Source organism: Bacteroidales bacterium MB20-C3-3 (assembly GCA_035609245.1).
Classification (GTDB): Bacteria; Bacteroidota; Bacteroidia; order Bacteroidales; family UBA932; genus Bact-08.
Genome location: CP141202.1, coordinates 2,331,125 through 2,354,690, shown reverse-complemented (window position 1 = coordinate 2,354,690; position 23,566 = coordinate 2,331,125). Strand labels below are relative to the sequence as shown.

21 protein-coding genes are annotated in these 23,566 nt (G+C 38.2%); 5 read left to right on the top strand and 16 right to left on the bottom strand.

Annotated elements, in window-relative coordinates; translation table 11 throughout:
• Positions 1-9: 9 nt before the first annotated feature.
• Positions 10-1,494, bottom strand: coding sequence for an N-acetylmuramoyl-L-alanine amidase (locus tag U5907_10690; GenBank protein WRQ33032.1), 1,485 nt, complete (start codon positions 1,492-1,494; stop codon positions 10-12).
• 42 nt (positions 1,495-1,536) lie between these two features.
• On the opposite strand from U5907_10690, the gene U5907_10685 reads away from it, so the two are divergent.
• The 3 genes from U5907_10685 (at position 1,537) to U5907_10675 (ending at position 5,716) form a co-directional block, all read left to right on the top strand.
• The gene (locus U5907_10685; GenBank protein ID WRQ33031.1) at positions 1,537-2,253 is read left to right on the top strand and encodes an SIMPL domain-containing protein; all 717 of its coding nucleotides are present in this window, start codon (positions 1,537-1,539) and stop codon (positions 2,251-2,253) included.
• A gap of 68 nt (positions 2,254-2,321) precedes the next feature.
• Positions 2,322-3,593 carry a phosphopyruvate hydratase gene (eno, locus tag U5907_10680; protein ID WRQ33030.1) on the top strand — a complete coding sequence of 424 codons (1,272 nt, stop codon included), beginning with the start codon at positions 2,322-2,324 and terminating at the stop codon, positions 3,591-3,593.
• 299 nt (positions 3,594-3,892) lie between these two features.
• On the top strand, positions 3,893-5,716 hold the full coding sequence (locus U5907_10675) for a M14 family metallopeptidase (protein WRQ33029.1): 1,824 nt from the start codon (positions 3,893-3,895) through the stop codon (positions 5,714-5,716).
• Here the strand turns inward: U5907_10675 and U5907_10670 are convergent, their stop codons facing one another.
• From U5907_10670 to U5907_10620, 11 genes are all read right to left on the bottom strand, one after another.
• On the bottom strand, positions 5,717-6,577 hold the full coding sequence (locus U5907_10670; GenBank protein ID WRQ33028.1) for a UbiA-like polyprenyltransferase: 861 nt from the start codon (positions 6,575-6,577) through the stop codon (positions 5,717-5,719). It abuts the gene before it with no gap.
• 24 nt (positions 6,578-6,601) lie between these two features.
• Positions 6,602-9,079 carry a phenylalanine--tRNA ligase subunit beta gene (gene pheT / locus U5907_10665; protein WRQ33027.1) on the bottom strand — a complete coding sequence of 826 codons (2,478 nt, stop codon included), beginning with the start codon at positions 9,077-9,079 and terminating at the stop codon, positions 6,602-6,604.
• Between the two features lie 16 nt (positions 9,080-9,095).
• Positions 9,096-10,049: a signal recognition particle-docking protein FtsY gene (gene ftsY / locus U5907_10660; GenBank protein WRQ33026.1), complete on the bottom strand. Its 954-nt coding sequence runs from the start codon at positions 10,047-10,049 to the stop codon at positions 9,096-9,098.
• A gap of 118 nt (positions 10,050-10,167) precedes the next feature.
• Positions 10,168-10,659, bottom strand: a complete 492-nt coding sequence (locus tag U5907_10655; protein ID WRQ33025.1) for an FISUMP domain-containing protein — start codon at positions 10,657-10,659, stop codon at positions 10,168-10,170.
• A gap of 28 nt (positions 10,660-10,687) precedes the next feature.
• Positions 10,688-12,004 (bottom strand): WG repeat-containing protein, encoded by a 1,317-nt coding sequence (locus U5907_10650; protein WRQ33024.1) that lies wholly within the window; start codon positions 12,002-12,004, stop codon positions 10,688-10,690.
• A gap of 45 nt (positions 12,005-12,049) precedes the next feature.
• Positions 12,050-13,192, bottom strand: a complete 1,143-nt coding sequence (locus U5907_10645) for a hypothetical protein (protein ID WRQ33023.1) — start codon at positions 13,190-13,192, stop codon at positions 12,050-12,052.
• Between the two features lie 51 nt (positions 13,193-13,243).
• Complete coding sequence (locus U5907_10640) at positions 13,244-13,588, bottom strand: hypothetical protein (GenBank protein ID WRQ33022.1); 345 nt, start codon at positions 13,586-13,588, stop codon at positions 13,244-13,246.
• A 305-nt stretch (positions 13,589-13,893) separates the two neighbouring features.
• Complete coding sequence (locus U5907_10635) at positions 13,894-14,385, bottom strand: hypothetical protein (GenBank protein WRQ33021.1); 492 nt, start codon at positions 14,383-14,385, stop codon at positions 13,894-13,896.
• A 21-nt stretch (positions 14,386-14,406) separates the two neighbouring features.
• Complete coding sequence (locus U5907_10630; protein WRQ33020.1) at positions 14,407-16,251, bottom strand: hypothetical protein; 1,845 nt, start codon at positions 16,249-16,251, stop codon at positions 14,407-14,409.
• A 125-nt stretch (positions 16,252-16,376) separates the two neighbouring features.
• Positions 16,377-17,810 carry a serine/threonine-protein kinase gene (locus tag U5907_10625; GenBank protein ID WRQ33019.1) on the bottom strand — a complete coding sequence of 478 codons (1,434 nt, stop codon included), beginning with the start codon at positions 17,808-17,810 and terminating at the stop codon, positions 16,377-16,379.
• Positions 17,811-17,813: 3 nt separating this feature from the next.
• Positions 17,814-18,392, bottom strand: a complete 579-nt coding sequence (locus U5907_10620) for a hypothetical protein (GenBank protein ID WRQ33018.1) — start codon at positions 18,390-18,392, stop codon at positions 17,814-17,816.
• 202 nt (positions 18,393-18,594) lie between these two features.
• Between U5907_10620 and U5907_10615 the strand changes: the two genes are divergently transcribed.
• Entirely contained in the window at positions 18,595-19,395 is an 801-nt protein-coding gene (locus U5907_10615) for a hypothetical protein (protein WRQ33017.1), read from the top strand.
• Positions 19,392-21,449: a BACON domain-containing carbohydrate-binding protein gene (locus U5907_10610; GenBank protein ID WRQ33016.1), complete on the top strand. Its 2,058-nt coding sequence runs from the start codon at positions 19,392-19,394 to the stop codon at positions 21,447-21,449. Before U5907_10615 ends, U5907_10610 begins: the two co-directional genes overlap by 4 nt.
• A gap of 52 nt (positions 21,450-21,501) precedes the next feature.
• Here the strand turns inward: U5907_10610 and U5907_10605 are convergent, their stop codons facing one another.
• From U5907_10605 to lepB, 4 genes are all read right to left on the bottom strand, one after another.
• Positions 21,502-21,660 carry a DUF4295 family protein gene (locus tag U5907_10605; GenBank protein WRQ33015.1) on the bottom strand — a complete coding sequence of 53 codons (159 nt, stop codon included), beginning with the start codon at positions 21,658-21,660 and terminating at the stop codon, positions 21,502-21,504.
• Positions 21,661-21,679: 19 nt separating this feature from the next.
• On the bottom strand, positions 21,680-21,868 hold the full coding sequence (gene rpmG / locus U5907_10600) for a 50S ribosomal protein L33 (GenBank protein WRQ33014.1): 189 nt from the start codon (positions 21,866-21,868) through the stop codon (positions 21,680-21,682).
• A 12-nt stretch (positions 21,869-21,880) separates the two neighbouring features.
• On the bottom strand, positions 21,881-22,123 hold the full coding sequence (gene rpmB, locus U5907_10595) for a 50S ribosomal protein L28 (GenBank protein WRQ33013.1): 243 nt from the start codon (positions 22,121-22,123) through the stop codon (positions 21,881-21,883).
• 86 nt (positions 22,124-22,209) lie between these two features.
• Positions 22,210-23,559 (bottom strand): signal peptidase I, encoded by a 1,350-nt coding sequence (gene lepB, locus U5907_10590; GenBank protein ID WRQ33012.1) that lies wholly within the window; start codon positions 23,557-23,559, stop codon positions 22,210-22,212.
• Positions 23,560-23,566 lie beyond the last annotated feature (7 nt).

The window sequence follows — 23,566 nt, the reverse complement described above, 5'->3', positions numbered from 1 at the left end:
GTTCTCCTTTTACCTCCTTTTTAATGAGGATTTAACCTTTTTCATATAATCTTCCAAACCAGAAACTACCCTCTTCATCATCATATTCTGAAACACTGGATCTGCAAGCATCTCCTCATCCTGAAGACTACTCATAAACAGAGTTTCAACAAGAAGGTTCGGGTAGAAGGTTGGAGCATTTAGAGAGAAGTTAAAGTTACCGATAAGGCCAAAGTTTTTTACATCAAGTTCAAGTAGTCTTTCAAGAACAGATTTTGCAAGATCTCTGTATTCAATATGCTTATAATAAGTACTGGTTCCTCCCGGCCTGAGTGGATTTCCTCCGGCATTGCAATGTACTGAAACCATAAGGTCCACGCCAGCTGCATCAAATATATCCACCCTTTCGTACATTGTAAGATCGGAATCATCGCCTCTGCTGAGAACAACTGAAGCACCTTTTTTCTCAAGCTCTCTTTTAAGCATATATGCCATAGCGAGGTTGAGATCCTTCTCTTTTACTCCCGATGTACTTACTGCGCCGGAGGCTGTTCCGCCGTGACCGGCATCCACCCCAATTCTTAATCCGGCAAGAGAGCCTTTATAGGCTGGTTGAGGGGTGTGTTTCACAGTAATCACCAGTGAATTTCCAATGTATTCCGATTTATAACCCCAGCTGTATTTATCTTTAAGATAGATGTTAACCCTGTAAATATCATGCGAAACCTGATTAAAATCTACATATTCAACAGACTCCAGATCAAGATACTGAGTTATCCAGTTTGAGTTATTTGCTGCTCCGTGAATCTCTGCCACGATCCTTCTTGGTTCCATCTCCTGGTAAATAATATATGGCAGCCTGTCACTCAGGGCCACCCTGATGATATCTGTCTTTCCACTTTTAGAAACACTCCACGAACTGGTAAGTGAAGCAGCAGGTCTTGTCCCAGCCGGCTCTCTCTTTACAAGGGATTTAGGAATAAAAGCGTGTCTGCTGTCTGATAACCTCACTTTATAGAGAAAATTTGCCGAGTCAAGCAGCTCCATCTTAATTCCCTGCGAGAGAAAATTAATTTTAGCCCCTCCAAGTCTGTCTTCCCCTACACCGTAATTAAGGTAAGCCCTTTCACGGGTTGAGATCACAACTCCCGGAAAATCTAATTCAGGCATAACTGCCTCCTTAATCTGAGGCTTTACAAGAAAAATTGAAAACTTCTCCTCTAAAGCGGCTCCACTAAACTCGGCCTTTACCAAGACAGGATTCTCCCCCTCGGCTAGTCTGAGTTCGGCACCAAATGAACCGGTTTTATACTGTTTAACCTCTGTTCCGTTAACATAAACCGTTGATCCGGCAGGTGCCACTCCAGTAATATAGTGTACTGACCCGGGCAGAGCTTTAAGTGTATCTATTTTCCCTCTTACAATCTTTAAGCTCTCCTGAGCAGAAATAGTTGAAAATGATATAAACAGTGCTGCAATAGCTGTCAGATAATAATAAAACAGGTGCTTTTTCATGGCTTGAAATTTGTTATAGATATTGCAAATGTATAGAAAATTATGGAGAGCTTAGGTAAAAACGGCCATATCTTAACTTTGGCTGCAGTCGTTATTGGGGCTGCTATTTTGTCATTTTCAATTTTCAGTTCAGTAAAGTACTTTAAATCCTATGACAGGGTTGTATCTGTCAAAGGACTTGCAGAGAGGGATGTCCCGGCTAACAGAGTAATTTGGCCTATCGCATTCAAGGAGATAGGCAACGATCTAGCCTCTCTTTACAGCTCAATTAATTCAAAGAACAAAATAATCAAAGATTACCTCATAGCAAGCGGACTGGATGAGACAGAGATATCTGTATCGGCCCCTCAGATAATCGATATGAGTGCTGAGAGATATCAGAGCCAGCCTGCTGCATACCGTTACAATATTACAAGCGTACTTACTGTAACATCAGAAAAGGTTGAGCTGGTAAGAGGACTGATATCTTCACAATCTGATCTGCTTCAGAAGGGTGTTGCACTAAGTACAGGGGATTACCAATTTGTTACCCAGTTTGTCTACACCAAGTTAAACGAGATTAAACCGGCCATGATTGAAGAGGCCACCAAAAATGCCAGAGAGGCTGCCGAGAAATTTGCGAAAGACTCTCAAAGCAGACTCGGCAAAATCAAGAGCGCAAGCCAGGGCCAGTTTTCAATAAGCGACAGAGATGCAAACTCTCCGCATATCAAAGTTGTAAGGGTTGTCTCTACAGTGGAATATCTTCTGAGAGACTGAAAATTCAGCGATATTGATTATTTTTGCAACGATTTTTTGTAATACACTTTTAAATATAATTGAACAATATGGAAATCAGTAATGTATTTGCCCGCGAGATTCTTGACTCACGCGGTAACCCCACCATTGAAGTAGATGTACAACTCCTTTCAGGTGCCTTTGGAAGGGCAGCTGTTCCTTCAGGAGCATCTACAGGAATAAATGAGGCTCTGGAACTCAGAGACGGTGACAAGAGCCGTTACCTTGGAAAAGGCGTCCTCAAGGCAGTACAAAATGTAAATGACATAATTGCCCCCGCAATCCTTGGAATGAGCGCTCTTAACCAGGCAGAGATTGATAATTTTCTAATTGAACTTGATGGTACCCCTACTAAGTCAAAACTTGGTGCAAATGCTATTCTTGGAGTATCCCTTGCAGTTGCAAGAGCAGCAGCAGACTATCTGCAAATTCCACTTTACCGTTACATTGGCGGCGTAAATGCAGTAACGCTTCCTGTCCCTATGATGAACATTATCAACGGCGGTTCTCACTCAGACGCCCCTATCGCTTTCCAGGAGTTTATGATTCGTCCTATTGGGGCAGCTAGCTTCAGAGAGGGTCTTAGAATGGGTGCCGAAGTATTCCACAATCTAAAGAAGATTTTCCACGACAGGGGTCTCAGCACAGCTGTTGGTGATGAGGGTGGATTTGCACCCGTTCTCAACGGTACAGAAGATGCTCTTGAATCAATTCTTGTAGCAATTACCAAGGCAGGTTATATACCAGGAAAGGACATCACAATTGCTCTTGACTGCGCAGCAAGCGAATTCTACAAAGATGGAATCTACGATTACAGCAAATTTGAAGGCCCTAACGGTGCAAAAAGAGATGCAGCTGCTCAAGTTGAATTCCTAAAATCTCTTGCAGAGAAATACCCTATCGACTCAATTGAAGATGGTATGGCAGAAGAGGACTGGACAGGCTGGAAGATGCTTACAGATGCCCTGGGCACAAAAATTCAGCTTGTAGGTGATGACCTCTTTGTTACAAATGTTCAGTTCCTCAAAAAGGGAATTGAGACAGGATGCGCAAACTCAATTTTGATCAAGGTTAACCAGATTGGTACCCTTACAGAGACTCTCAACGCAATTGAACTCGCTCACCGCAACAAATACACCTCAGTTACTTCACACCGTTCAGGCGAAACCGAGGACTCTACTATTGCAGATATTGCTGTTGCAACTAACTCCGGTCAAATTAAAACCGGATCACTTAGCCGCTCAGACAGGATGGCAAAATACAACCAACTCCTTCGCATTGAAGAGGAGCTTGGAGCGCTTGCTCAGTACGGCAGAAAATAGGCTAAGTGTTTGAATTACACAAAAGAGAGGCTGACCAAAAAGTAATTGGTTAGCCTTTTTTTATTATATCAGTTATCTGTATCAGCCAGGAAAATCCTCCCCATCTTCGATGGGTCCCCTCCCTCTTCGGGAGCCAATGTTTTCCTTAGCTGATACAGATAACTGATAATTACTAGAAAAAACAACTTTATGGTCAGTATATAAGTTGCAAACATGATAATTAAACTAAAAGCTGAATTTATTGTCTAAATTTGATAAATGACACCTCTAATCAATATTAACAAATTGGACTTATTCACATGCGCTTAAATTTCTTCCGTTTATCACTTTTCCCCAGAGGAGGAGTTTTTGTTTTTACTATTGCACTCCTCTTTTCATTAACAGCTCCATCCAAGGCAGCAGGACAGTTTAAAGATAAATTTCTGACACATTATGAAAAGAGCGGCTTTAACAGAACCCCAAGGTACGATGAGACTGCAGCCTATTCAAAAATGCTTGCATCAAGCTCTTCAATGGTAAACTATATATCAATTGGTGTTTCTCCACAGGGAAGAGAGATTCCGCTTCTGATTCTGGATAAGGATGGACTTACATCCCCGGAGCAGATAAGGGCAAAGGGTAGAGTTGTGGTACTGGCCGAGGCCTCAATCCACGCAGGTGAGCCAGACGGAAAGGATGCCGGTCTTATGCTGATAAGAGATATTGCAATCAATGGAAAACACATGGAGATTCTTGAAAATGCATCACTTCTCTTTATTCCTATTATTAATGTAGATGGCCATGAGGATTTTGGAAGCCACTACCGAATTAACCAGAATGGTCCGGAAGAGGTGGGAGCAAGGTTTACAGCTCACCGTCTCAATATGAACAGAGATTTTATTAAGGCAGATGCGCCAGAGACAAGAGCTCTGCTAAAACTTTACGGCAAATGGATGCCGGAGATATTTATTGATATTCATGTAACAAACGGAGCAGATTTCCAGTATGTTTCAACCTACGGCCTTGACCACTGCGGATTTCTTGCAGAACCAATGCTGGATTGGAGTAAAAATATATTTGAAAAAGAGCTGAAAAACTCTATGGAAAAGGCCGGTTATCCCATCTTCCCATACTTTGAATTCAACAGCTACACAAATCCAGGCGCAGGTGTTCTTCCTGATAACTTCCCTCCGCAATACTCAAACGGCTATGCATCGGCGAATAACAGAATAGGCCTTCTCCTTGAGAACCACATATACAAACCTTATAAAGAGAGAGTCACTGCCGCTTACAACATAATCCTATCCTCTCTGGATATTGCCGGGAAAAACTCATCTACTTTAAAAAAGGCCCTGATTGAGGCCGATGTACTTGTCGCCTCCGAGGCCTTCAGAAGAGACTCCCTTCCGCTTATGTTTGCCCACGACAAGAGGGAGAGCGAGATGGTTGATTTTCTGGCATGGGAAGAAAAAACAGTTATTAGTGAACTCTCCGGTGCCGAGTGGAGGTTTTCAGACCGTTCAGCCCCTGTTACCGTTAAGATGCCGCTGTTCACATCATACAAACCTGAACTGCTAGTCAAACTGCCCAATGCCTATATTATACCTCAGGAGCAATCAGAGACTGCAGAGCTTCTGGATGTTCACGGAATAGTGTACGAAAGACTAACAGAGGATAAGGTCCTGGAGGTGGAGACCTACAGATTCCGCAATCCAAAATGGTCTCAGTTCCCATATGAGGGCAGATTCCAGCTAAATGTTGACTATAGTGTGCAAACTGAAAAGGTACCATTCAGAAAGGGAGATATTATAGTAAAAACATCACAACCAAAAGTAAAAATCATAGCACATCTTCTTGAGCCAAAATCTCCAACATCTCTTGTAAGCTGGGGCTTTTACAACAACTGGGCAAGACCATCAACCGAGTTCTGGATAAGACTAAACTACATGGAGGTAAAAGGTCGTGAAATGCTGGCTGCAGATCCAAAGCTTAAGGCAGAGTTTGAAGAGAAAAAGAGAAGTGACCCGGCCTTTGCAAAAGATCCAAATGCAATCCTGCAGTTCTTTATGTCCAAAGTTCGTAAAACAGTTGAATTAAATGTCAACAGATACCCGGTTGCGAGATTAATGGGTGAATTAAAATAACTAATTAATCAGCAGATCTGCTATCGCAAAAATTGCAAAAATTGCTGAAGCAAAGCCGTTTGATGTAAAAAAGGCGGCATTAAGCCTTGATATATCGGACGGCTTTACGATTATATGCTGGTATATAAGCAGAAGCGAAAATATTGAGGCTCCGGTTATATAGAGGTAACCAAAATCTCCTGTATAGTAGAGTATAACAAGCAGCGGAAGTACAATTGTATGACCTGCTGCAGAGATAAATAGTGACCACCATCTTCCAACGCTTTGCGGAATTGAACGCAGTCCCTGCTCTTTATCAAACTCCTCATCTGCAATTGCATAGAGAATATCAAAACTTCCTGACCAGAAAAACACTATAAGCGAAATCAGCCCTGCTGCAAGAGAGAGAGTCCCTGTAACTGCAATATAGGCAGCTGATGGTGCAATTCCCAGGGCAAGGCCCACTCCATAGTGACAAAGCGGTGTAAATCTCTTAAGGTAACTGTAACCAAGCAGTACTATAAGAGCCGGGAGTGAAAGAAGTAGGGCTAGTTTGTTGATAAAACCTGCTACAGCAACAAAAAGTGCAGCATTAATCAAAACAAAAAGCAGAGCAGATGATGGTGATATCTCTGAGGCGGGAATCTCTCTTGAAGCAGTTCTGGGATTGCGGGCATCAATCTCTCTGTCTGCCCATCTGTTAAATCCCATTGCAGCATTCCTTGCAAAGACCATTGCCAATATTACAAGTCCCAGGAGGCTCCACGAAAAATGGCCCCCTCCCCTCTCAGTTCCCAGAAAGAGACCTGTAAGGGCAAAGGGCATTGCAAAGATTGTATGAGAGAACTTTACAAGATTAAGATATTTCCGGATTTTCTCCATTATCGATATTCTGCCGGTGATAACCTATCTGAGCTGTGCTCCAAAATTTGTCTCAAAATTTTTGAGCAGTTTAGACATAGTCTCCTCTACATATTTGTCTGTCAAGGTCTTTTCAGAATCCTGCAAAACAAAACTTATGGCATACTGTTTTTTCCCTTCAGGAATCTTATCACCTCTGTAAACATCAAATAGAGTTACACTTTTAAGAATCTTCCGCTCAGCTTTAAATGCACTTTTGCGAATTTCTGTAAAGTTAACTCCCTCATCAAGGAGGAGCGCAAGATCTCTCTTAACCTCAGGGAATTTAGGCATCTCCTTAAAGAGCACCTTCTGTTTTTTTATAAGCTGGAACAAGATATCCCAGGAAATTTCAGCTGCAAAGACCTGTTGTTTTATACCAAATCTCTTTAAAAGAGTTTGAGATATAGTCCCCATCACCCCTATCTCCTTTCCGGATTGAGTTTTATAAACGAGACCCTCAGAGAAAATATCTGACGGAGCACTTGAGTACTCAAGGTCTGCAGGCTCAATCCCATATCTTCTAAGAAGCAGTTCAAGCTGCCCCTTAAGAGTGAAATAACTTGCAGGAATTGCCGATGTTCTCCATGATTGAACACCTGGTCCGGTCACAATAAGGGAGATTTTTGTCCCCTCTTTGTATGACTTAAGATTCAGAGCAGGAGATAAATCACCATCATCTGCAGGTGAATAGGAGTATACATTCCCTATCTCAAAAAGCTTGAGATCTGATGACTGTCTGTTGATATTGTATGATACTACCTCCAGCCCGCTAAGGAGCAGAGTTTGTCTCATTGCATTAAGGTCTGAACTCAGAGGATTCAGAATCTTAACCAGATTCTCCTCCGGAAAACTTTTAAGTTTTGAGTAGTACTCTCCTTTTGTAAGTGAGTTGTTCACTATCTCATGGAATCCGTTTGCCGCCAGAAATGCCGATAACCCCTCCTTAACACTCTCCGGATCAGGTTTATGGCCGGGAGTAATGGATGCAACCATCCTCTCAGGAATCTCAACATTGTTATATCCATATATTCTGAGAACATCCTCCACTATATCACACTCTCTGGTTACATCCACCCTGTAACAAGGTACAGAGAGAGAGGCTCCGGTGTTATCTGATTTAAGAATATCATATTCAAGGTACTCAAGAATATTAAGTATACTCTCTCTGCCTATTCTCTTTCCTATTAGTCTCTCAACCCTTTCAAAATCTATCTCCACTACAGCTCTGTCAATTTTCTCAGGGTAGATGTCGATAATATCTCCTGCAACTTTAGCACCGGCAAGCTCCTGAAAAAGAATTGCTGCTCTTTTTATTGCATATGGCACCATTTCAGGGTCTGCCCCTCTCTCATATCTGAATGATGCATCTGTTTTAATCTGATGTCTCTTTGAACTCTTTCTGATTGATACAGGATTGAAGTAAGCACTCTCCAGAAATACCCTCTTTGTGGAGGAGGTTATCCCGGACTCGGCTCCGCCAAATATCCCGGCAAGGGTCATCGGCTTCTCAGCATCACAAATCATCAAATCATCTGCTGTCAGCTCTCTCTCAACACCATCAAGTGTTGTAAAACGCTCACCATCTTTAGCTCTTCTTACAATTACCTCATGTCCGGCAATCTTGTCATAGTCAAAGGCGTGGAGCGGATGACCGGTCTCATGGAGTATAAAATTTGTAATATCCACGATATTATTGATAGGTCTGAGCCCTATAGCGGAGATCCTCTTTTTTAGCCAGTCTGGTGACGGAGCCAGTGTTACATTGTCAAATGTCAGTCCGGCATATCTTGGAGCCCCATCAGCAGCAACTACCGTTACTTTTACCGGTGTAATATCCGAACTTTTTACAAGTGTTTCAAAATTTTCAACTGATGGTTTCACAAGTCTGGAGTCAGTTCCGTTAAACCTCAGCCAGGCCGAAAAATCTCTGGCGACACCAATATGGGAGGCCGCATCAACCCTGTTTGGAGTAAGTCCAATCTCCAGAAGAGTATCGGTCTCAAGGCCGAGATACTCTTTTGCAGGGGTGCCGACAACAGCATCTGCAGGCAGAACCATAATTCCATCGTGAGATGTCCCTATACCCAGCTCATCCTCGGCACAAATCATTCCCGCACTCTCCACACCTCTTATCTTTGCTCTTTTTAGCTTTACCTGCTCACCCGAGGTGAAGGTAAGGGTTGTCCCAACCTTTGCAACAAGAACCTTCTGTCCCTTTGCAACATTTGGGGCACCACAAACAATCTGCAACAGTTCCGACTCACCTGCATCCACCTTTGTAAGGCTAAGTTTGTCCGCATCCGGGTGCTTTCCGCACTCTACAACCTCACCCACAACTACACCATCAAGAGATCCGGGGATCTCCTCTACACTCTCCATCGATTCAACCTCTAGCCCTATGGAGCTAAGTATCTTTTCTGCTTCAGAGGGGGTCAGTGAAGAGTTGACATACTCTCTGAGCCAGTTATACGAAATTTTCATATCTGTACTGAAATTATTACCTGAATAATGATTCTACAAACTCCTTTTTGTTGAAGAGCTGAAGATCCTCAATCTTCTCTCCAACACCAATAAATTTTACCGGAATTTTAAACTGATCGGATATCCCGATTACAACACCGCCCTTAGCTGTTCCGTCAAGCTTTGTAACGACAAGAGATGTTACATCGGTAGCCTTTGTAAACTCCTTCGCCTGCTGATAGGCATTCTGCCCTGTTGATCCGTCAAGTACAAGAAGAACATCGTGTGGTGCATCAGGAATAAGCTTCTTCATCACATTTCTGATTTTTGTAAGCTCATTCATAAGATTCACCTTGTTGTGAAGCCTTCCTGCTGTATCAATAAGAACAACATCTGCATCAACAGCTATTGCCCGGGAAATGGTATCAAATGCAACAGAGGCAGGATCGGATCCCATCTGCTGTTTTACAATCTCAACACCGGCCCTCTCGCTCCAAATGGTTAATTGATCAACCGCTGCAGCCCTGAATGTGTCAGCAGCCCCCAGAATTACCCTCTTCCCTGATCCTTTGAGTCTTGCGGCAAGTTTGCCTATTGTTGTAGTTTTACCAACTCCATTTACACCAACTACCATAATAACATATGGCTTGATAGAGAAGTCGAATGGCAGCCCCTCTATCTCATCACCTGCATCCAGTAACCACTCTATCTCCTCTCTGAGGATTGAGTTTAGCTCTGCAGTATTCATAAATTTATCCCTGGCAACTCTTGCCTCAAGCCTCTCAATGATACGGAGAGTTGTCTCCACGCCTATATCAGAGGCAATCAAAGCCTCCTCAATACCATCAAGCACATCGTCATCAACCCTGGATTTCCCTACGATTGCCCTTGACAGCTTTTCAAAAATTCCCTTTTTGGTCTTATCAAGCCCCTCACTCAGCGCCTGCTTCTCCTCTTTGCTCTTTGACCCGAATAATCCGAATAGTGCCATTTTTGTTCTTTTAACTCACAAAGATACAAAAATATTAATCCTACGCTCTTAAAGCATCTAAAGCTCAGATAAGGCATACTACTATAGTCGTAAATGGGAATATAGAGTGTCAGATTTTTTATATTTTTACACATCTAACGCTGAAGCGGTTCTCTTTAGTCCTATAACTTGTTCCACCATCTTCTCCGTAAAACTCAATACAATATGCTGCCTCATTGTATCTTTCAAACTCATCACTACTCCAATAATATCCTGAATCATCATCATCGCAAAGCATATTGTTATACTTATATCCGGCAAATGGCAAGAATATTTTATTAGAATCCCCTCCAAAAAACACTCCACTTATGCCATTAATCTGGTCATAACCATTCCATTCATTTAAAAGCAATTCTAACTCATATTTTGATGGCAAACGCCACCCTTGAGGACAGGCGCGCAGAGCTTCTGACCAAGTATAATAGCTACCATAATCTTCTGGTTTAGAGGCTCCGGAATTTTTAATTGACCATGTGATTCCATTAATTGTAATACCAGTGTTTATTTGCTGAACAGTCCCTGTTACACCAATCCATGCACTCAAGGTTAATAATAAAAGTATTTTTTTCATAAATAATGTAAGTAAATTGTCTTAAAATCTATAGTTCGTTTCCGTTACAATCAAGATAAACCGACACAGGGTTCCCATCTATATAGCTCACTACCTGTAAATTATCCCCATCTCTCCACACATTGTATATCCTATCATATTTAAATGGAATTATTAGTTTTCCCTCTTTATTAATTGCTCCAAATTTTTTTGACTTATCTGAAACAACTGCTAAGCCGCTGTATCTGCTAAAATTTTCTGCTGCATCATATTGACAAGGTATAGTTTCAAATCCATTTATGTCTATATATCCGCATTTATCATCTTCATCCACTACTACCTGCATCCTGTTACCCCACATACCATCATAAATACTGTTTATAAATCCTCCTGCCATATTTTTAAAAAAATACTTTTTGGATGTAAGTAAACTGCCATTCTCGTTAATAAAATAGATTACATACTTATCTGAGAATTTAATTCTTGACATATAAATGATTTTTCCATCAGAGAATTCGTATGGATGTATCATATCATAACTTGGCGGAATAATCACTGAAAAATCCTTATTAATAACCCCATAATTACTATACTTATGCCCGATTATTTTTGACACAAGATAGTATCTGTGAGAGACAATTTCTGCATTGCTGAAATCTGAGGCGAGGAGTAATTTCCCTTGCTGGTTCAGAAAGCTTATCTTTTTATCCGGATTATAACAAACCCAATGATCATTAATCCCTTTCCAGATACTTACATATTGGTCAGGTCTTATAATATAGTTCCCAGAAGTATCGATTACGCCTGCTTTCAAATTCTCCCAACTCTTGGGTCTCCCGTCAAAGCTATGGTCTACTTCAGCATCTCCGGTATAGACAACTGAAGTTCCATAGTTATTGAATGGAATTGCAAATGTATATTTTAATGGAATAACCTCTTTACCGTTTTTGTCTATGTAGCCAAATTTATTTCCTCTTCGTACGACTGATCTGTTTTTAACAAATCTCCAATCATCAGCCCACCATCTTGGTCTGTCATAATCAATTCTGGTTATCTCATCTCCTAACCAGTTTACATAACCAAACTTATTTTGTTTTTGCACTACAGACAATCCATTAGGATCAAAATAAGCGATGTAGTCATATTTCGGTTCAATAAGAACCTCTCCGTTTGCCCTTTCAACACCGTAGAGACCTGCCTCTTCTGGTCCCACTCTAACAACTCTGACATAAACATAGGGTTCAGTTATCTTTATACATGACCAGTCTCCTTTGTAATCCCAGCTTCTGTTTTGCGAAGTCAACTCCAATGTGCAAAATGTAACAACAATTACAGATAGTAAGCAATTGATAATATCCTTATGCATGTTTATAATTTTATTAAATGTTTATAATTTTATTAAATGTTTAATCTATTTCTCTTCATTATATTCCAAATAATTCAGTGCATCACTATAATAATATGATATAAATGTGTGAAAAGACCATCCATCAACCGCCTCTTTGCTTTGCTCGTGTTCATTATATTCATTGTCAATAGCTTTGGCAAAAAAATCTGCTGCTTCTTTAACACCTCCCTTTTCATAAATCAACCTTCCTAAAAAAAGATAGACGGCGCCAAACCTATTACCGGAATTCACTGCACTCATCAATGCAGAGTAAGCCTCATCCTTTGATAATCTGTATGACCTATCTTGTCTGTATATCGCAATATAGTACTTACACAGAGCAATATAACCCATAATATCCGACCTCTTATATGCTCTGTTTTGTTCAGATATGGCATTTTCAAAATAATATATAGCCGATTGATACCTGTGGGCTAATAAATCTCGCCGTCCATTCCAAATATTTGAATCGGGATTATAAGGATTAAGTTCAAGTGATTTTTCAATATACTTTACAGCAACATCTTTGTTACCCTCTCTCTCTAAATTTAATGCTTTTCGGTAATAGATATCTGCCAGATTATTCTTGTTAAAAAAGAGAGTGCTATCACCACTCTTAATCTTCTCTAGAGCCATATCAATGTATTTATTAGAGAAGTTTTTATCGTCCGCTATAATTGCTTTAGTATACCCAAGTGCAAATTGGATTTCAGTATTTTTCGGATCAAGAGAATAAGCATACTGAAAATCCTCAAGAGCCATTGTTTTATTTCCTAAATTAAATTTGCACTGACCTCTCCTCAAAATATCTAAACTAGAAGGAGTACCCTTTCTTCTTATGTTTGAATTTATAAACGAAATTGCTTTGTTATTCTCCTCAATATTCATTAATCCTTTTATTTTCAGATCATAAAGAATATTGTTACCCGGATCAATTTTTAGACCCTTATCAGCATAAAAAATAACATTATGCATCATTCCGTCAATATCATAATACAATTTGGCAAGCTGAATAATTATATCAAGATTTGAGGGTTCATTTTTATTTCTCTCTTCTAATTGATTTATTAAAACATTATTTTGTGCAATCACCTGAATATATTCTATTTGAAGTACAATACAAACTAACAAAAAGAGAGATACTCTTAAGATCTTAAAAAAATTCATAACTCGTAAAAATTGATTCTGTTCAAATTATAATCTCTACCGACAGTTACCTTACCATTGCCAAGAATAAATTATCCCATTTCTATTTACATAGAAACTTTGACGGCAACTTAAATTTCTTGGAGGTTGATAAGTTCCACCTGTATCAACATAAGCAATCTTACTCCATGTTGTTATCCATGTGTATATGATACCTCCTTTACCATCGGAGGAGGTTCTTGTTTCCGGTCCCCAGGATTGGATTACTTCAGAGATGTTTCTCCCGTTCCAGGCATTCATTACTTCAGTCGTTCTTTTGCCAACAGCACAACCATAAAAAAGTGGCATAAAGAGTGTGAAAAAAAAGACGATTACTAATCGATAATTTGAATTAACACGGAATTTGAGGCTTTTCATACAATAGACTCTAGTAATATGAGAGTGAAGTAAAGTTATATATCAACTTTATCAATTGTAAGAAAACAAAGGTTCATTCAGGTTCAGTTGTGAAACATAATCTGAATATCAGACATAAGGAGTGCTCTTATACGAAGTAAGATAGTAATGAATACATTTCTTAATTCGTAATTAATTTTTCTAATGTTAATACAAAATTGATATATCACGCGTAAGCATGGCACCCAGTATACAACCCTCAATTAAGTAGAGTTTAAATACAACTATAGAACCTTCCCATTCAAAAAAGTTAAATTACGGTCAATTCAATTTAGGGTTCCTCTTGTGATCATAAATGTTAAGAGAGCCCACAATAAAAGAATAATAACGACAATACTGATTGTTATTGTCAGTGTTTTGCGGATATATAAGAATTTTAGAGGTATCTTATCTATTACAATAAACTCCCTTATAACCGGAGAGTTATTGCTGAGCCCAAGGTTATATACCCTGTATGCATCAATAGGGATAACAGGCAAAAATAACACCTTTACATACCTTACGGTATCATATGCATAACCGGATCTGTTAAACTTTCCGGAAAAACCCACCCCGCATCCGTTAAAGGTGAAGAGTGTAAGGTTTGGATATTTATTTACAGGCAAAACTATATTCTCTAAAGTCTCATAAGGGGCAAACCACTCACAAACCGACATGGAAGAGACTCCCTTGCCTGTTTTTTTGCAGTATGCCCGTAAACCATCTTTAGATAATTTTGATTGTGAGCACATTTTGCAAATAAATTCGCTACTATTCATAATCAAAGATTTTAAATGGGTTTAATTGCGTACTTTGATTTTAAATTCCAAGTTGGCTTTAAAATCTTTCTGAGAAGATTCGTTTACATACTCTTGTCTTGATTCATCCCATCTTTTTACAAGTAACTTGGTTCTATCAAAATTTTTATCTTTCATAGGTTTGAATACTGATTTGTACACACTGTCCTCATACTCATAAAATTCCACTTTCTGATTCTCATTTATCCACAATGTTTTAAAGCCTTGCAGGGCTCCAGGAACCTTAATTGGTTCTCCCCATTCGCTATCTGCCCACTCGGTTGTTTCCGATCTACTTATATCCAATTCTTGTATAGCTGTATTGGAGCACTGAATCCATTCCAATTTTAGGTTATGAGTAACATCAAGAGCTGTTAATTGTGGATTTCTGTAACAACATAAAATTTTCAGCGAATCGCAATCGGATACATCTAATGCCCTTAAGTTATTTCTGTGACAAAATAACTCTGTAAGATTACGGCAATTTGTAAGATTAATGGATTCGATTTTATTATCGTTACAGAATATAAACCTAAGGCTGTCACAGCCGGAAACATTTAGTGTTTTTAAATCCCCATTGTAGCATGATAACTGATATAGATGCTTCATATCAGACAAGTCTAAATTTTTTACAGCGGAAGAGTCCAGTTCAAAAGAGCTTAATTCCTTACAATCAGATAATTTTAGTTCATTGACTTTACTATTGCGCAAGTGTATACTTTCCAATTTAAAGCACCTGTCAAGATTGATTTTTGACAGCGTATATCCATCTGTACCAACTTTATCCCAAAAGAATCTTTCCAAATTACTGCAACCGGATAGATTTATTTCATTAAACTCCATAGTGTAGAAACTTGTTAGAGATGTACATCCCGAAGCATTCAACACCTTACCTCGCACACAAAAGTAGCTGATAATTTCCTCTAAAGCTGTGCAGCCGGATATATTCAATTGCTCGTTAATATAACTATAATATTGTGAGGTAAATTCCAAATGTCTCAGTTTCTTGCAATTTCTCAGGTTTATATTATCTATAGATAGTTTAGAGATTGTTACGGTATCCAGATTTACGCAGCCTGATAAATCAATGCTCTTTACTCCGTGTTCATTATCAACTATAGTAAACCGCCGCAGATTGGGTAAAGCTAGGATAATCTCTCCGTATATATTCGCTTTATTAAATATAAGTGAGGTTAATCCCGTTAAATTGCCGATTCCGGTTTGATCAATCCTCATATACTCCTTTGTGTTAATTACAAGAGAGGTCTCTTTAGATGCCTCCAATCGGCTTATCTTACCGTCATTATCGGAGTCAAACTTAGCAAGTAATGTTTTACGCAATAAGGGGTAGGGTACTGCATCACCGTTCCAAAATATCTTGGAGGCTTCCCTCTCCTCTCTTTCCACTCTTGCCCGCTCTATCTCATCTCGGCTTAGATAACCTGTTTGATAAAGAATAGTTGCCCCGATAATTTCATCTGACTTATTGACCACCATTTCTGTAATGTAAATGCGGACAAAAATATCACCGCCACCATTATTGTAGCGTGCTACATACCCACAGCCTTTTCTCAGTGCTATTTTTTGCGTCGTAGCATAAGGTTTTACTGTGACATCCAAGAGGCTGCTAACCGTACCGACTAAATAGAAACGCCAATAATCACCATACAAGTTATTCATATCGTCCAGTCTCAATCCGTCATCACAGCCCCGTATATACAATTCCGATTTCCCATCATTGCGCAATGATTGTATCTGCGCACCTTCAGGGATAGTTATAGCATCCTGTGCACCCGCACTTAGTCCAAAGCCTATCAAGACTAATAAAATTAGTAATGACTTTTTCATCTGGTATTTAGTTTACTTATTTATCTTCAGTAAATATTGTAATGGTATAATCCAGGAATTACGAAATTTAAGCAAAAATTAATAACTACTTTTGCAATTGTGCGAAAACAAAGGTTCAATCAGGTTCAGAAGTGAAACATAATCTGTTCCAGATTATACTTGGCCACTGAAGGATATTTATAATTGTACCAATCATGGGGTGATGAAAATTGATTTATTTCTTCCGACTTATTATAGCTATCGGATATTTTATTTGCAAAAGCGGTATAATAATCGGCTCTGAAACTATTAATTGTCTTATTCAAAGCCAGTGCGGCCCATGAGCTGCTTCTCTCAATATATTCGGAAAAACTATTACCAGCTCCTGAGGGGAATATGCTGTATAACCTCTTTATGATAATATTCATCTCTTCTGAAGCTTTTATACTATCCCTTGAGAAATTTGGAATCTTCTCCTCTATATTTACATCATACCTTTCTCTTAAAGTTTCTGAAAATTTATTAAGATACTCATCAATTTTTTTGTAGCACTCAAAATAGGTTTCCGCCACACTTAATTCTGAAACCGAATGGCTTCCTTTCAGATTAAACTCTTTAAGATTATTTTCTGATATAGTATTCGAAATACCTGCAATTGAATCTTTTCTGGTAATAATCGCATTTTCTGGAAAGGAGCTCTCTTTGTTATTGTGCGTGAGGTTACTGTAGAAAATATAAAAAACAACAATGGAAATAATAACGAGAATGGTTTGTAAAGTAGATGCGATAATATTATTGCCGTGTCTACGGGTCTTATTATAGCTTTCAATGATGGAAGAGATCTGCGTCACACTTGAAAATCTTCTCTCTTTATCAGGAGAGACACATCCCTTGATAACCTTTCTAAAAACAGCATGATATCTCTTTTGTGAAGTAATGGATGATAATGTTATCCCAAGTGAATATATGTCAGATCTTTGATCCAATATCTCTCCTCTCAGCTGTTCTGGAGAGGCGTAGTATTTTGTCCCTGCAGGATTTTTTAATAATTCAAATGAATCCGAATCAGAGAAGCCAAAGTCAATAAGTTTAACATTATTACCATTATTGGTAATAATTATATTTTCAGGTTTAATATCTCTATGAATTATCTGTCTTTTATGACAGTATTCCATTGCACTGCATATCTCTGAGAGGAATTTGAATAAAAATTTTTCATCAATACTGTCACTCTCATACCAATCTCTGAGCGTAAGGCCGTCTACATACTCCATTATGATTGAAACACCTAGCTCTTCAATAAAAGTGTAATCATAAGTTTTACAGATATTGGGGTGATCAAGAGAGAAGGTTATATCATACTCTTTTTCCAATAGCGAAGCGTAAATTGGATTATTTTTAAATTCAGGCTTAATGGATTTGGCTGCAAAAAGCTTTCCGTTTCTACGGCAAAGTGAAATACATGAGTAGCCTGCCCCTTTGTTTAAGAGCTTTACTAGTTTGTAACAATCCTTTTGAGAGAAGGATTTGCTAACCCCTTGATGATAATCAATAAATCCGGAAACAGAATTTTCATCCATAAATTATCTTATGATACTAACCTCTTCCAGCCCCTTCTCTCTTCCAGCAATAAATCCCATTAAATCACTTTCACCTCTTTTAATGTTAGAGATAAACAGCGGGTGCCCCTTTGTAAAAGCATCTATTTCACAGATATCTCCTTCCTGAAGTTTGGAATTTACAGATTTATCAACGATAAAAGAGTTATTCCCAATATTTCTAAAAATTACCAATCTATTGGGAAACCATGTAATTTTAATCTTGGCATCAAAATTTATAGACAAAGAATCAAGTTTACATTCAGTTATAAACATTGATGTATTACACCCTCTCTTTTTAATGGTCTCTGTAAAATTAACATAGTCAGAAAACCCAACATATTTTGTAAGCACATCAAGTGTTGTCTCCCTTGGCGTAAAGTTGTAATCAACATATCCCCATATCCTTTTTAGAGTTGAAGAACTAATAACTCTTTTTGTAGCAAAGGAGATTTCTGCAGAGAGACAGTTAAAATCAACCGTTGTCTTGATTTTTGCCCCGTAACGCTGTTCAACAATCCTGATTAGTTCATTAATTTCAGGGTACTTAGCGTTAATACACATAGTTATTACAAATTTTTAAACAAAAATAGCATTTTTAATTATTACAATTATTATATTGCAGTTGTGAATTTATGTTATTCTATTCATGCATCAACTCAAATATTCAATTGTGTTTTTATTGTTGATTGGATATCATTCTACTGTCTACTCTCAACATAGTACAATATCTTCAGATTTAAATTTATTTATTAAAAAAGCAAATTTGACCATTGTTACCAATGAGTTAAACAAGGCGTTCAACACAGGCGATAATCCTATATTTCCTGATCAAATATTTGACGATTATACAAAGCAAAAACTTATGAATATATGGAAGAAAATGCCATTTAAGGTCTTAGCATTTGACAGCCTCTATAATTCATCAAGGTTAAAGTTCTCTGCTGCGGAATCTGAAGGCTTAATTTTATTAAAATTCAAAAAAAATGGTATTATTGATGATTTAAATTTCCTATACAATATTAAAACAATCACTAGGAATTTACATGAACTAAACACTAAACCTTTAACGGATAGTAATTCTAAATTAGTACATAATAACCTTACTAAAAACATAAAAAATCCAGCGGTGAAAAAGAAAGCATTGTGGGAAATAGGGATTGGAGCAGGATATGGGGTTGTAGCATATAATAACGATTCTCATGTGAAAAATTCAGGCATCTCCCTTGAGTTTTTAGCAAATTATCATTTAAGTCGTAAGATATATATATCATCAGCCGCTGGAATAAGCCGGTTTAATGTGAGATATCAACAAACATCTAATAACAATATTGTAAATAAAGTATTCTATAATCTTCGTCTTTCTGCAACATACACCCCCTTTTCCGGAATCATGACTGAAATGGGGTTAAGTCAAACATTAGGAGGGTTCAATGGATTTGGTCTTATGTTTGGTTTAGGATATCTCTTTATTGAAAAAATTGGTATTAGTTGCAGATATTCATATTATGGCTCTTACGACCAATCAATACTATCATTTCACGCCAGCTATTTATTGAGACTATGAATAAAATCATAAAAAACTCATTTATACTATATCTCGTTTGTGTGCTGCTAAACAGTTGTACGACCAAACCAATTTCCTTTATTCTAAACATTAGTAATGAATTAATTGAAACCGGCCCCGGTAATTATACCGGTGAAGTTATTTTAACGAGTAATTACAAATGGAGTATCGAGAGTGATCTTCCGGAATGGCTAAGTGTCAATCCCTCTTCTGGAGATGGAGGTAGCTCTGTGGTTAAAATCGATATTAAAATTAACGAACTTGATAAAGAGAGATCTCACATCATAAGCATAAGAGCTGGTGATATAGAAAAACAAATTAGTGTTCACCAGGAGGCAGCAACTATTTTTTTAATAACGGACACTATAATTGAGTGCTCGGAATATGGTGCTTTAGTGGAAATTCCCGTTAAAACTAATAAAAGTTGCAGTATGACAATTGACGGTGGTGGCGGATGGATAGAACTTCAGCCAACAAAAGCTCTCACTGAAATAAAATATTCGTTATTAATAGCTCCTTTAAGTATGGATATTGAGAGAGAGGCCAAAGTTATATTTTCAGATAATTACAACATCCCGATTGATACAGTTATCCTTAGACAGTCAACCAAAAGGCTCAAACTCAAGAGAATATTAAGTGCAATATATAAATCAACCAATGGTGACAACTGGAGGAATAACACCAATTGGAATAGTGAGAAACCATTTCGGGAGTGGTATGGACTTGAGACAAACGGAGTTGATGTAGTTAAAATTGATCTGTCAAATAACAATCTTAAAGGCACAATACCAGTTGAAATATCTGGTCTAACAGAATTAACTTCTTTAAAACTTTGGTCCAATGAATTGGGAGGAGAACTACCTTCTTCCATTTCAAAACTGTATAAATTAAAAGAGCTCATCATCAGCAATAACCATTTCGAGGAGAAATTTCCTGATGAACTTTATCAGCTCAGAGAACTAGAAACATTGTCACTCAGCAATAACAAGTTTGTTTTTGATTTAAAAAAAGCATGTATTGGTATGACAAAACTAAAGGAGCTGGCCTTAGACAACATCCAAATTAACTCAACTATTCCTACAGAAATCGCCTTGTTATCTGATCTTCAGCTATTATCCATGAGATTTTGCGGGCTGTATGGGAATATTCCGTCTCAATTATGGAGTCTATACTCTATTAAACATTTAGCTTTAGATAATAACGAACTCTCAGGGGAGATCTCTCCTATGATAGCTGATTTAAAAAACCTTAAAATCCTTGGATTAGGAGCTAATAATCTTTCAGGGAAAATTCCGGTACAAATTGCAACATTAAAAAAATTAGAGTATCTCCAACTCTTTTTTAACTACTTCCATGGTCCGCTACCACTGTCTCTAAAGAATCTGCCTAACTGGAAGAATATTTCAAATGAAAATAATATTTACCAGCAAAAAGATGGTCTCTTTCTGTCTCATGAAGGTTTTGTAATTGGAGATTTGTATTATAATGATAATAATACTAATCCTGTTGGAGTAGTATATAGGCTTGATAATAAAATTGGTATTCCATTGACAGATCAAAGTGGAAGTTCCGAGTATTGTTCAGTTGTTTATGGAATTTCAAATAAAACTTTATGGAGTTTGGAATACTCAGACACTCCTTCTGATAACCTCTCCGATGGGTTATATAATTGTGCTGCTCTAGAAAACTATGTAAAAACTCAAAACACCCTGCTTGCTAACTTTCCTGCACTTAAATGGTGCCTTTCAATCAATAAATTATCCGGATTATCTGACTCATTTATTGAAATGAAGACTGTAGAAAATTCAAAAATGTGGTATATTCCGGCTCCTTATGAGACAATAGAAATATTTGCAAATATTGATATTATCAATAGCATGCTAAAGTTGGCAGAGATATCTCAAGGATTTAAGACTCAGCAATACATCTCCTCTTATGATGGTGATTTTTTGAACAAATATGCTGTTTCAATAGTTGATAAATTAAGTACTGATATAACTTACAAGGATAAAAAAGAGATATGTGACATATTGCTTATAAAAAAGATAAGATAAAAAGGGCAGTTCAATTGTTTTGAACTGCCCTTGATTCTTTTATAAAAATGAGTTATTTCTTTTCGAAGAACTCTTTTGCTGCCTCGGTTGGAACCATCTCCTCTAGGAAGGCATAAGCGCCACGGGTAGATTTTACCATACGGATGCACTTAACTTTTGACTTTGATGCTCCTTTTCCGCCGCCGAATGATGCAACTGCTTTCTTTGCCATTTCTGAAAATTTTTAAATATTATTTAATCTCGCGGTGTAAAGTTACCTTTTTAAGGAAAGGATTATACTTCTTGCGCTCCAGGCGCTGAGTAGTGTTCTTCTTATTCTTGGTAGTGATATACCTGGAAATTCCGGGGATACCGCTCTCTCTCTGCTCTGTGCACTCAAGAATAACCTGTATTCTGTTTTTATTTGACTTTTTTGCCATCTTAATTCAGTATTAAACAAGTTTAATTAAACCATTGGCCTTTGATTTCTTGAGCACAGCGCTCAGACCGTTTTTATTAATTGTACGCATCCCTGCGGCCGAAACCTTGAGAGTTACGAATCTCTGCTCCTCTTCCAGCCAAAAACGCTTGTTCTGGAGGTTTGGGGCAAACTCGCGCTTTGTACGGCGCTTAGAGTGGGAAACATTGTTTCCTATCATTCTCTTTTTTCCTGTAACTTGACAAACTCTTGCCATCTCTTATATATACTTTTTATAATTTCTTGATGTGCCCTTTTTAAGCGTTGCAAATATCGTGAATCTTTTTATATATTCCAAAATATTTACACAAATTTAAAAATCCTCTTCCACCTGATATTCTTAGGGAAAGACTTGTTGTTATCCTTGGAAAACCATATAACCGAAGGTGTACCCACGACATGTGACTCCGGAACAAAACCCCAGTACCTTGAATCCAGGGAGTTGTGTCTGTTATCACCCATCATAAAGTAATAATCCATCTTAAATGTGTATGAATCTGCCTCTGCTCCGTTAATGAAAATTTGTCCATCCTTTACCTCAAGGGTGTTCTTTTCATATGCAGAAATAATTCTGCTGTAGAGAGGAAGGTTCTCTTGATCCAGTTTAACTGTTACACCGGCTTTTGGAATCCATAATGGTCCATAATTATCTTTTGTCCATTTAAATGTATCTTTAAAAGGGAAGATAAGAAGCGGAGAGTCCGGAAAATCCGGCGGGTAAATATCAATGTTAGGTCTCACCTCTGCTACATTGGCAAGAGAGGAGATGGTACCAACCTCTTTCTCGTTTAATGGAAGCGAGAGGTAGCCCGGCATTGATGCATCAAAATAAATCTCTCCGGTATTCAGCTCAAGCTGGTCAAATATCCTTTGGTTAATTTGTGTTCCGTTAGTAAAAACGGTATAGGTACTTTGTATACCCGGGTAATCCGGCTGAGGAGTCCCGTTAACAATTACCTTTCCGTTCACTATCTGAAGTGAATCGCCGGCTATGGCAACACACCTCTTTACATAGTGATCTTTTTTGTCATCAGGTCTGACAACTACAGGACCGTACATTTTATGTGTATACTCCCTGCCGTTAAGTCTGACATGAGTGTAATAGTCATCCGTTGGTGCCCCTTTGAGAACAGTGTCTCCGTGAGGGAAGTTAAAGACAACTATATCATCACGCTTCACTGAGGTAATCCCTCTAAGTCTTCTGTATGGATTTGAAATCCACTCAACATAAGACTCTCCTCCTGTAACCGGCATCACATTGTGAACCAGCGGAAAGGAGATTGGTGTCTGAGAAACCTTTGGACCGTACCTTAGTTTGCTTACAAACAGGTAGTCACCGGTTAACAGAGACCTCTCCATTGAAGAGGTTGGAATCATATAAGACTCAAAAAAGAAGGCTTTAATAAATGTGGAGACCACAAGAGCAAAAATAATTGCATCCAGCCAGTCAAGCCAGCCATTTCTTTTCTCTCCCTTTTTGTATCTTTTTTTCCAGAAGGCCCACTTAACCTTTTTTGTGATAAATAAATCAAATATCACAGCCAGACCAAGCAAGAACCACCAGTTACCAAACCATATGACCCACAATAAGTATAAGATGGCCCAGATTGAAAATCTGAACCACTTGTTACTTATTATGTTTTTTATATTCAAGGCTCTA

Bases quoted from the DNA above. Each gene is read 5' to 3' on its own strand.
- pheT (WRQ33027.1), bottom strand. From the start codon at position 9,079: ATGAAAATTTCGTATAACTGGCTCAGAGAGTATGTCAACTCTTCACTG.
- U5907_10675 (WRQ33029.1), top strand. From the start codon at position 3,893: ATGCGCTTAAATTTCTTCCGTTTATCACTTTTCCCCAGAGGAGGAGTT.
- rpmG (WRQ33014.1), bottom strand. From the start codon at position 21,868: ATGGCAAAAAAGTCAAATAAAAACAGAATACAGGTTATTCTTGAGTGC.
- U5907_10690 (WRQ33032.1), bottom strand. From the start codon at position 1,494: ATGAAAAAGCACCTGTTTTATTATTATCTGACAGCTATTGCAGCACTG.
- U5907_10640 (WRQ33022.1), bottom strand. From the start codon at position 13,588: ATGAAAAGCCTCAAATTCCGTGTTAATTCAAATTATCGATTAGTAATC.
- ftsY (WRQ33026.1), bottom strand. From the start codon at position 10,049: ATGGCACTATTCGGATTATTCGGGTCAAAGAGCAAAGAGGAGAAGCAG.
- U5907_10670 (WRQ33028.1), bottom strand. From the start codon at position 6,577: ATGGAGAAAATCCGGAAATATCTTAATCTTGTAAAGTTCTCTCATACA.
- U5907_10635 (WRQ33021.1), bottom strand. From the start codon at position 14,385: ATGAATAGTAGCGAATTTATTTGCAAAATGTGCTCACAATCAAAATTA.
- rpmB (WRQ33013.1), bottom strand. From the start codon at position 22,123: ATGGCAAGAGTTTGTCAAGTTACAGGAAAAAAGAGAATGATAGGAAAC.
- eno (WRQ33030.1), top strand. From the start codon at position 2,322: ATGGAAATCAGTAATGTATTTGCCCGCGAGATTCTTGACTCACGCGGT.
- U5907_10630 (WRQ33020.1), bottom strand. From the start codon at position 16,251: ATGAAAAAGTCATTACTAATTTTATTAGTCTTGATAGGCTTTGGACTA.
- U5907_10610 (WRQ33016.1), top strand. From the start codon at position 19,392: ATGAATAAAATCATAAAAAACTCATTTATACTATATCTCGTTTGTGTG.
- U5907_10655 (WRQ33025.1), bottom strand. From the start codon at position 10,659: ATGAAAAAAATACTTTTATTATTAACCTTGAGTGCATGGATTGGTGTA.
- U5907_10620 (WRQ33018.1), bottom strand. From the start codon at position 18,392: ATGTGTATTAACGCTAAGTACCCTGAAATTAATGAACTAATCAGGATT.
- U5907_10685 (WRQ33031.1), top strand. From the start codon at position 1,537: ATGGAGAGCTTAGGTAAAAACGGCCATATCTTAACTTTGGCTGCAGTC.
- U5907_10625 (WRQ33019.1), bottom strand. From the start codon at position 17,810: ATGGATGAAAATTCTGTTTCCGGATTTATTGATTATCATCAAGGGGTT.
- U5907_10645 (WRQ33023.1), bottom strand. From the start codon at position 13,192: ATGAATTTTTTTAAGATCTTAAGAGTATCTCTCTTTTTGTTAGTTTGT.
- U5907_10650 (WRQ33024.1), bottom strand. From the start codon at position 12,004: ATGCATAAGGATATTATCAATTGCTTACTATCTGTAATTGTTGTTACA.
- U5907_10605 (WRQ33015.1), bottom strand. From the start codon at position 21,660: ATGGCAAAGAAAGCAGTTGCATCATTCGGCGGCGGAAAAGGAGCATCA.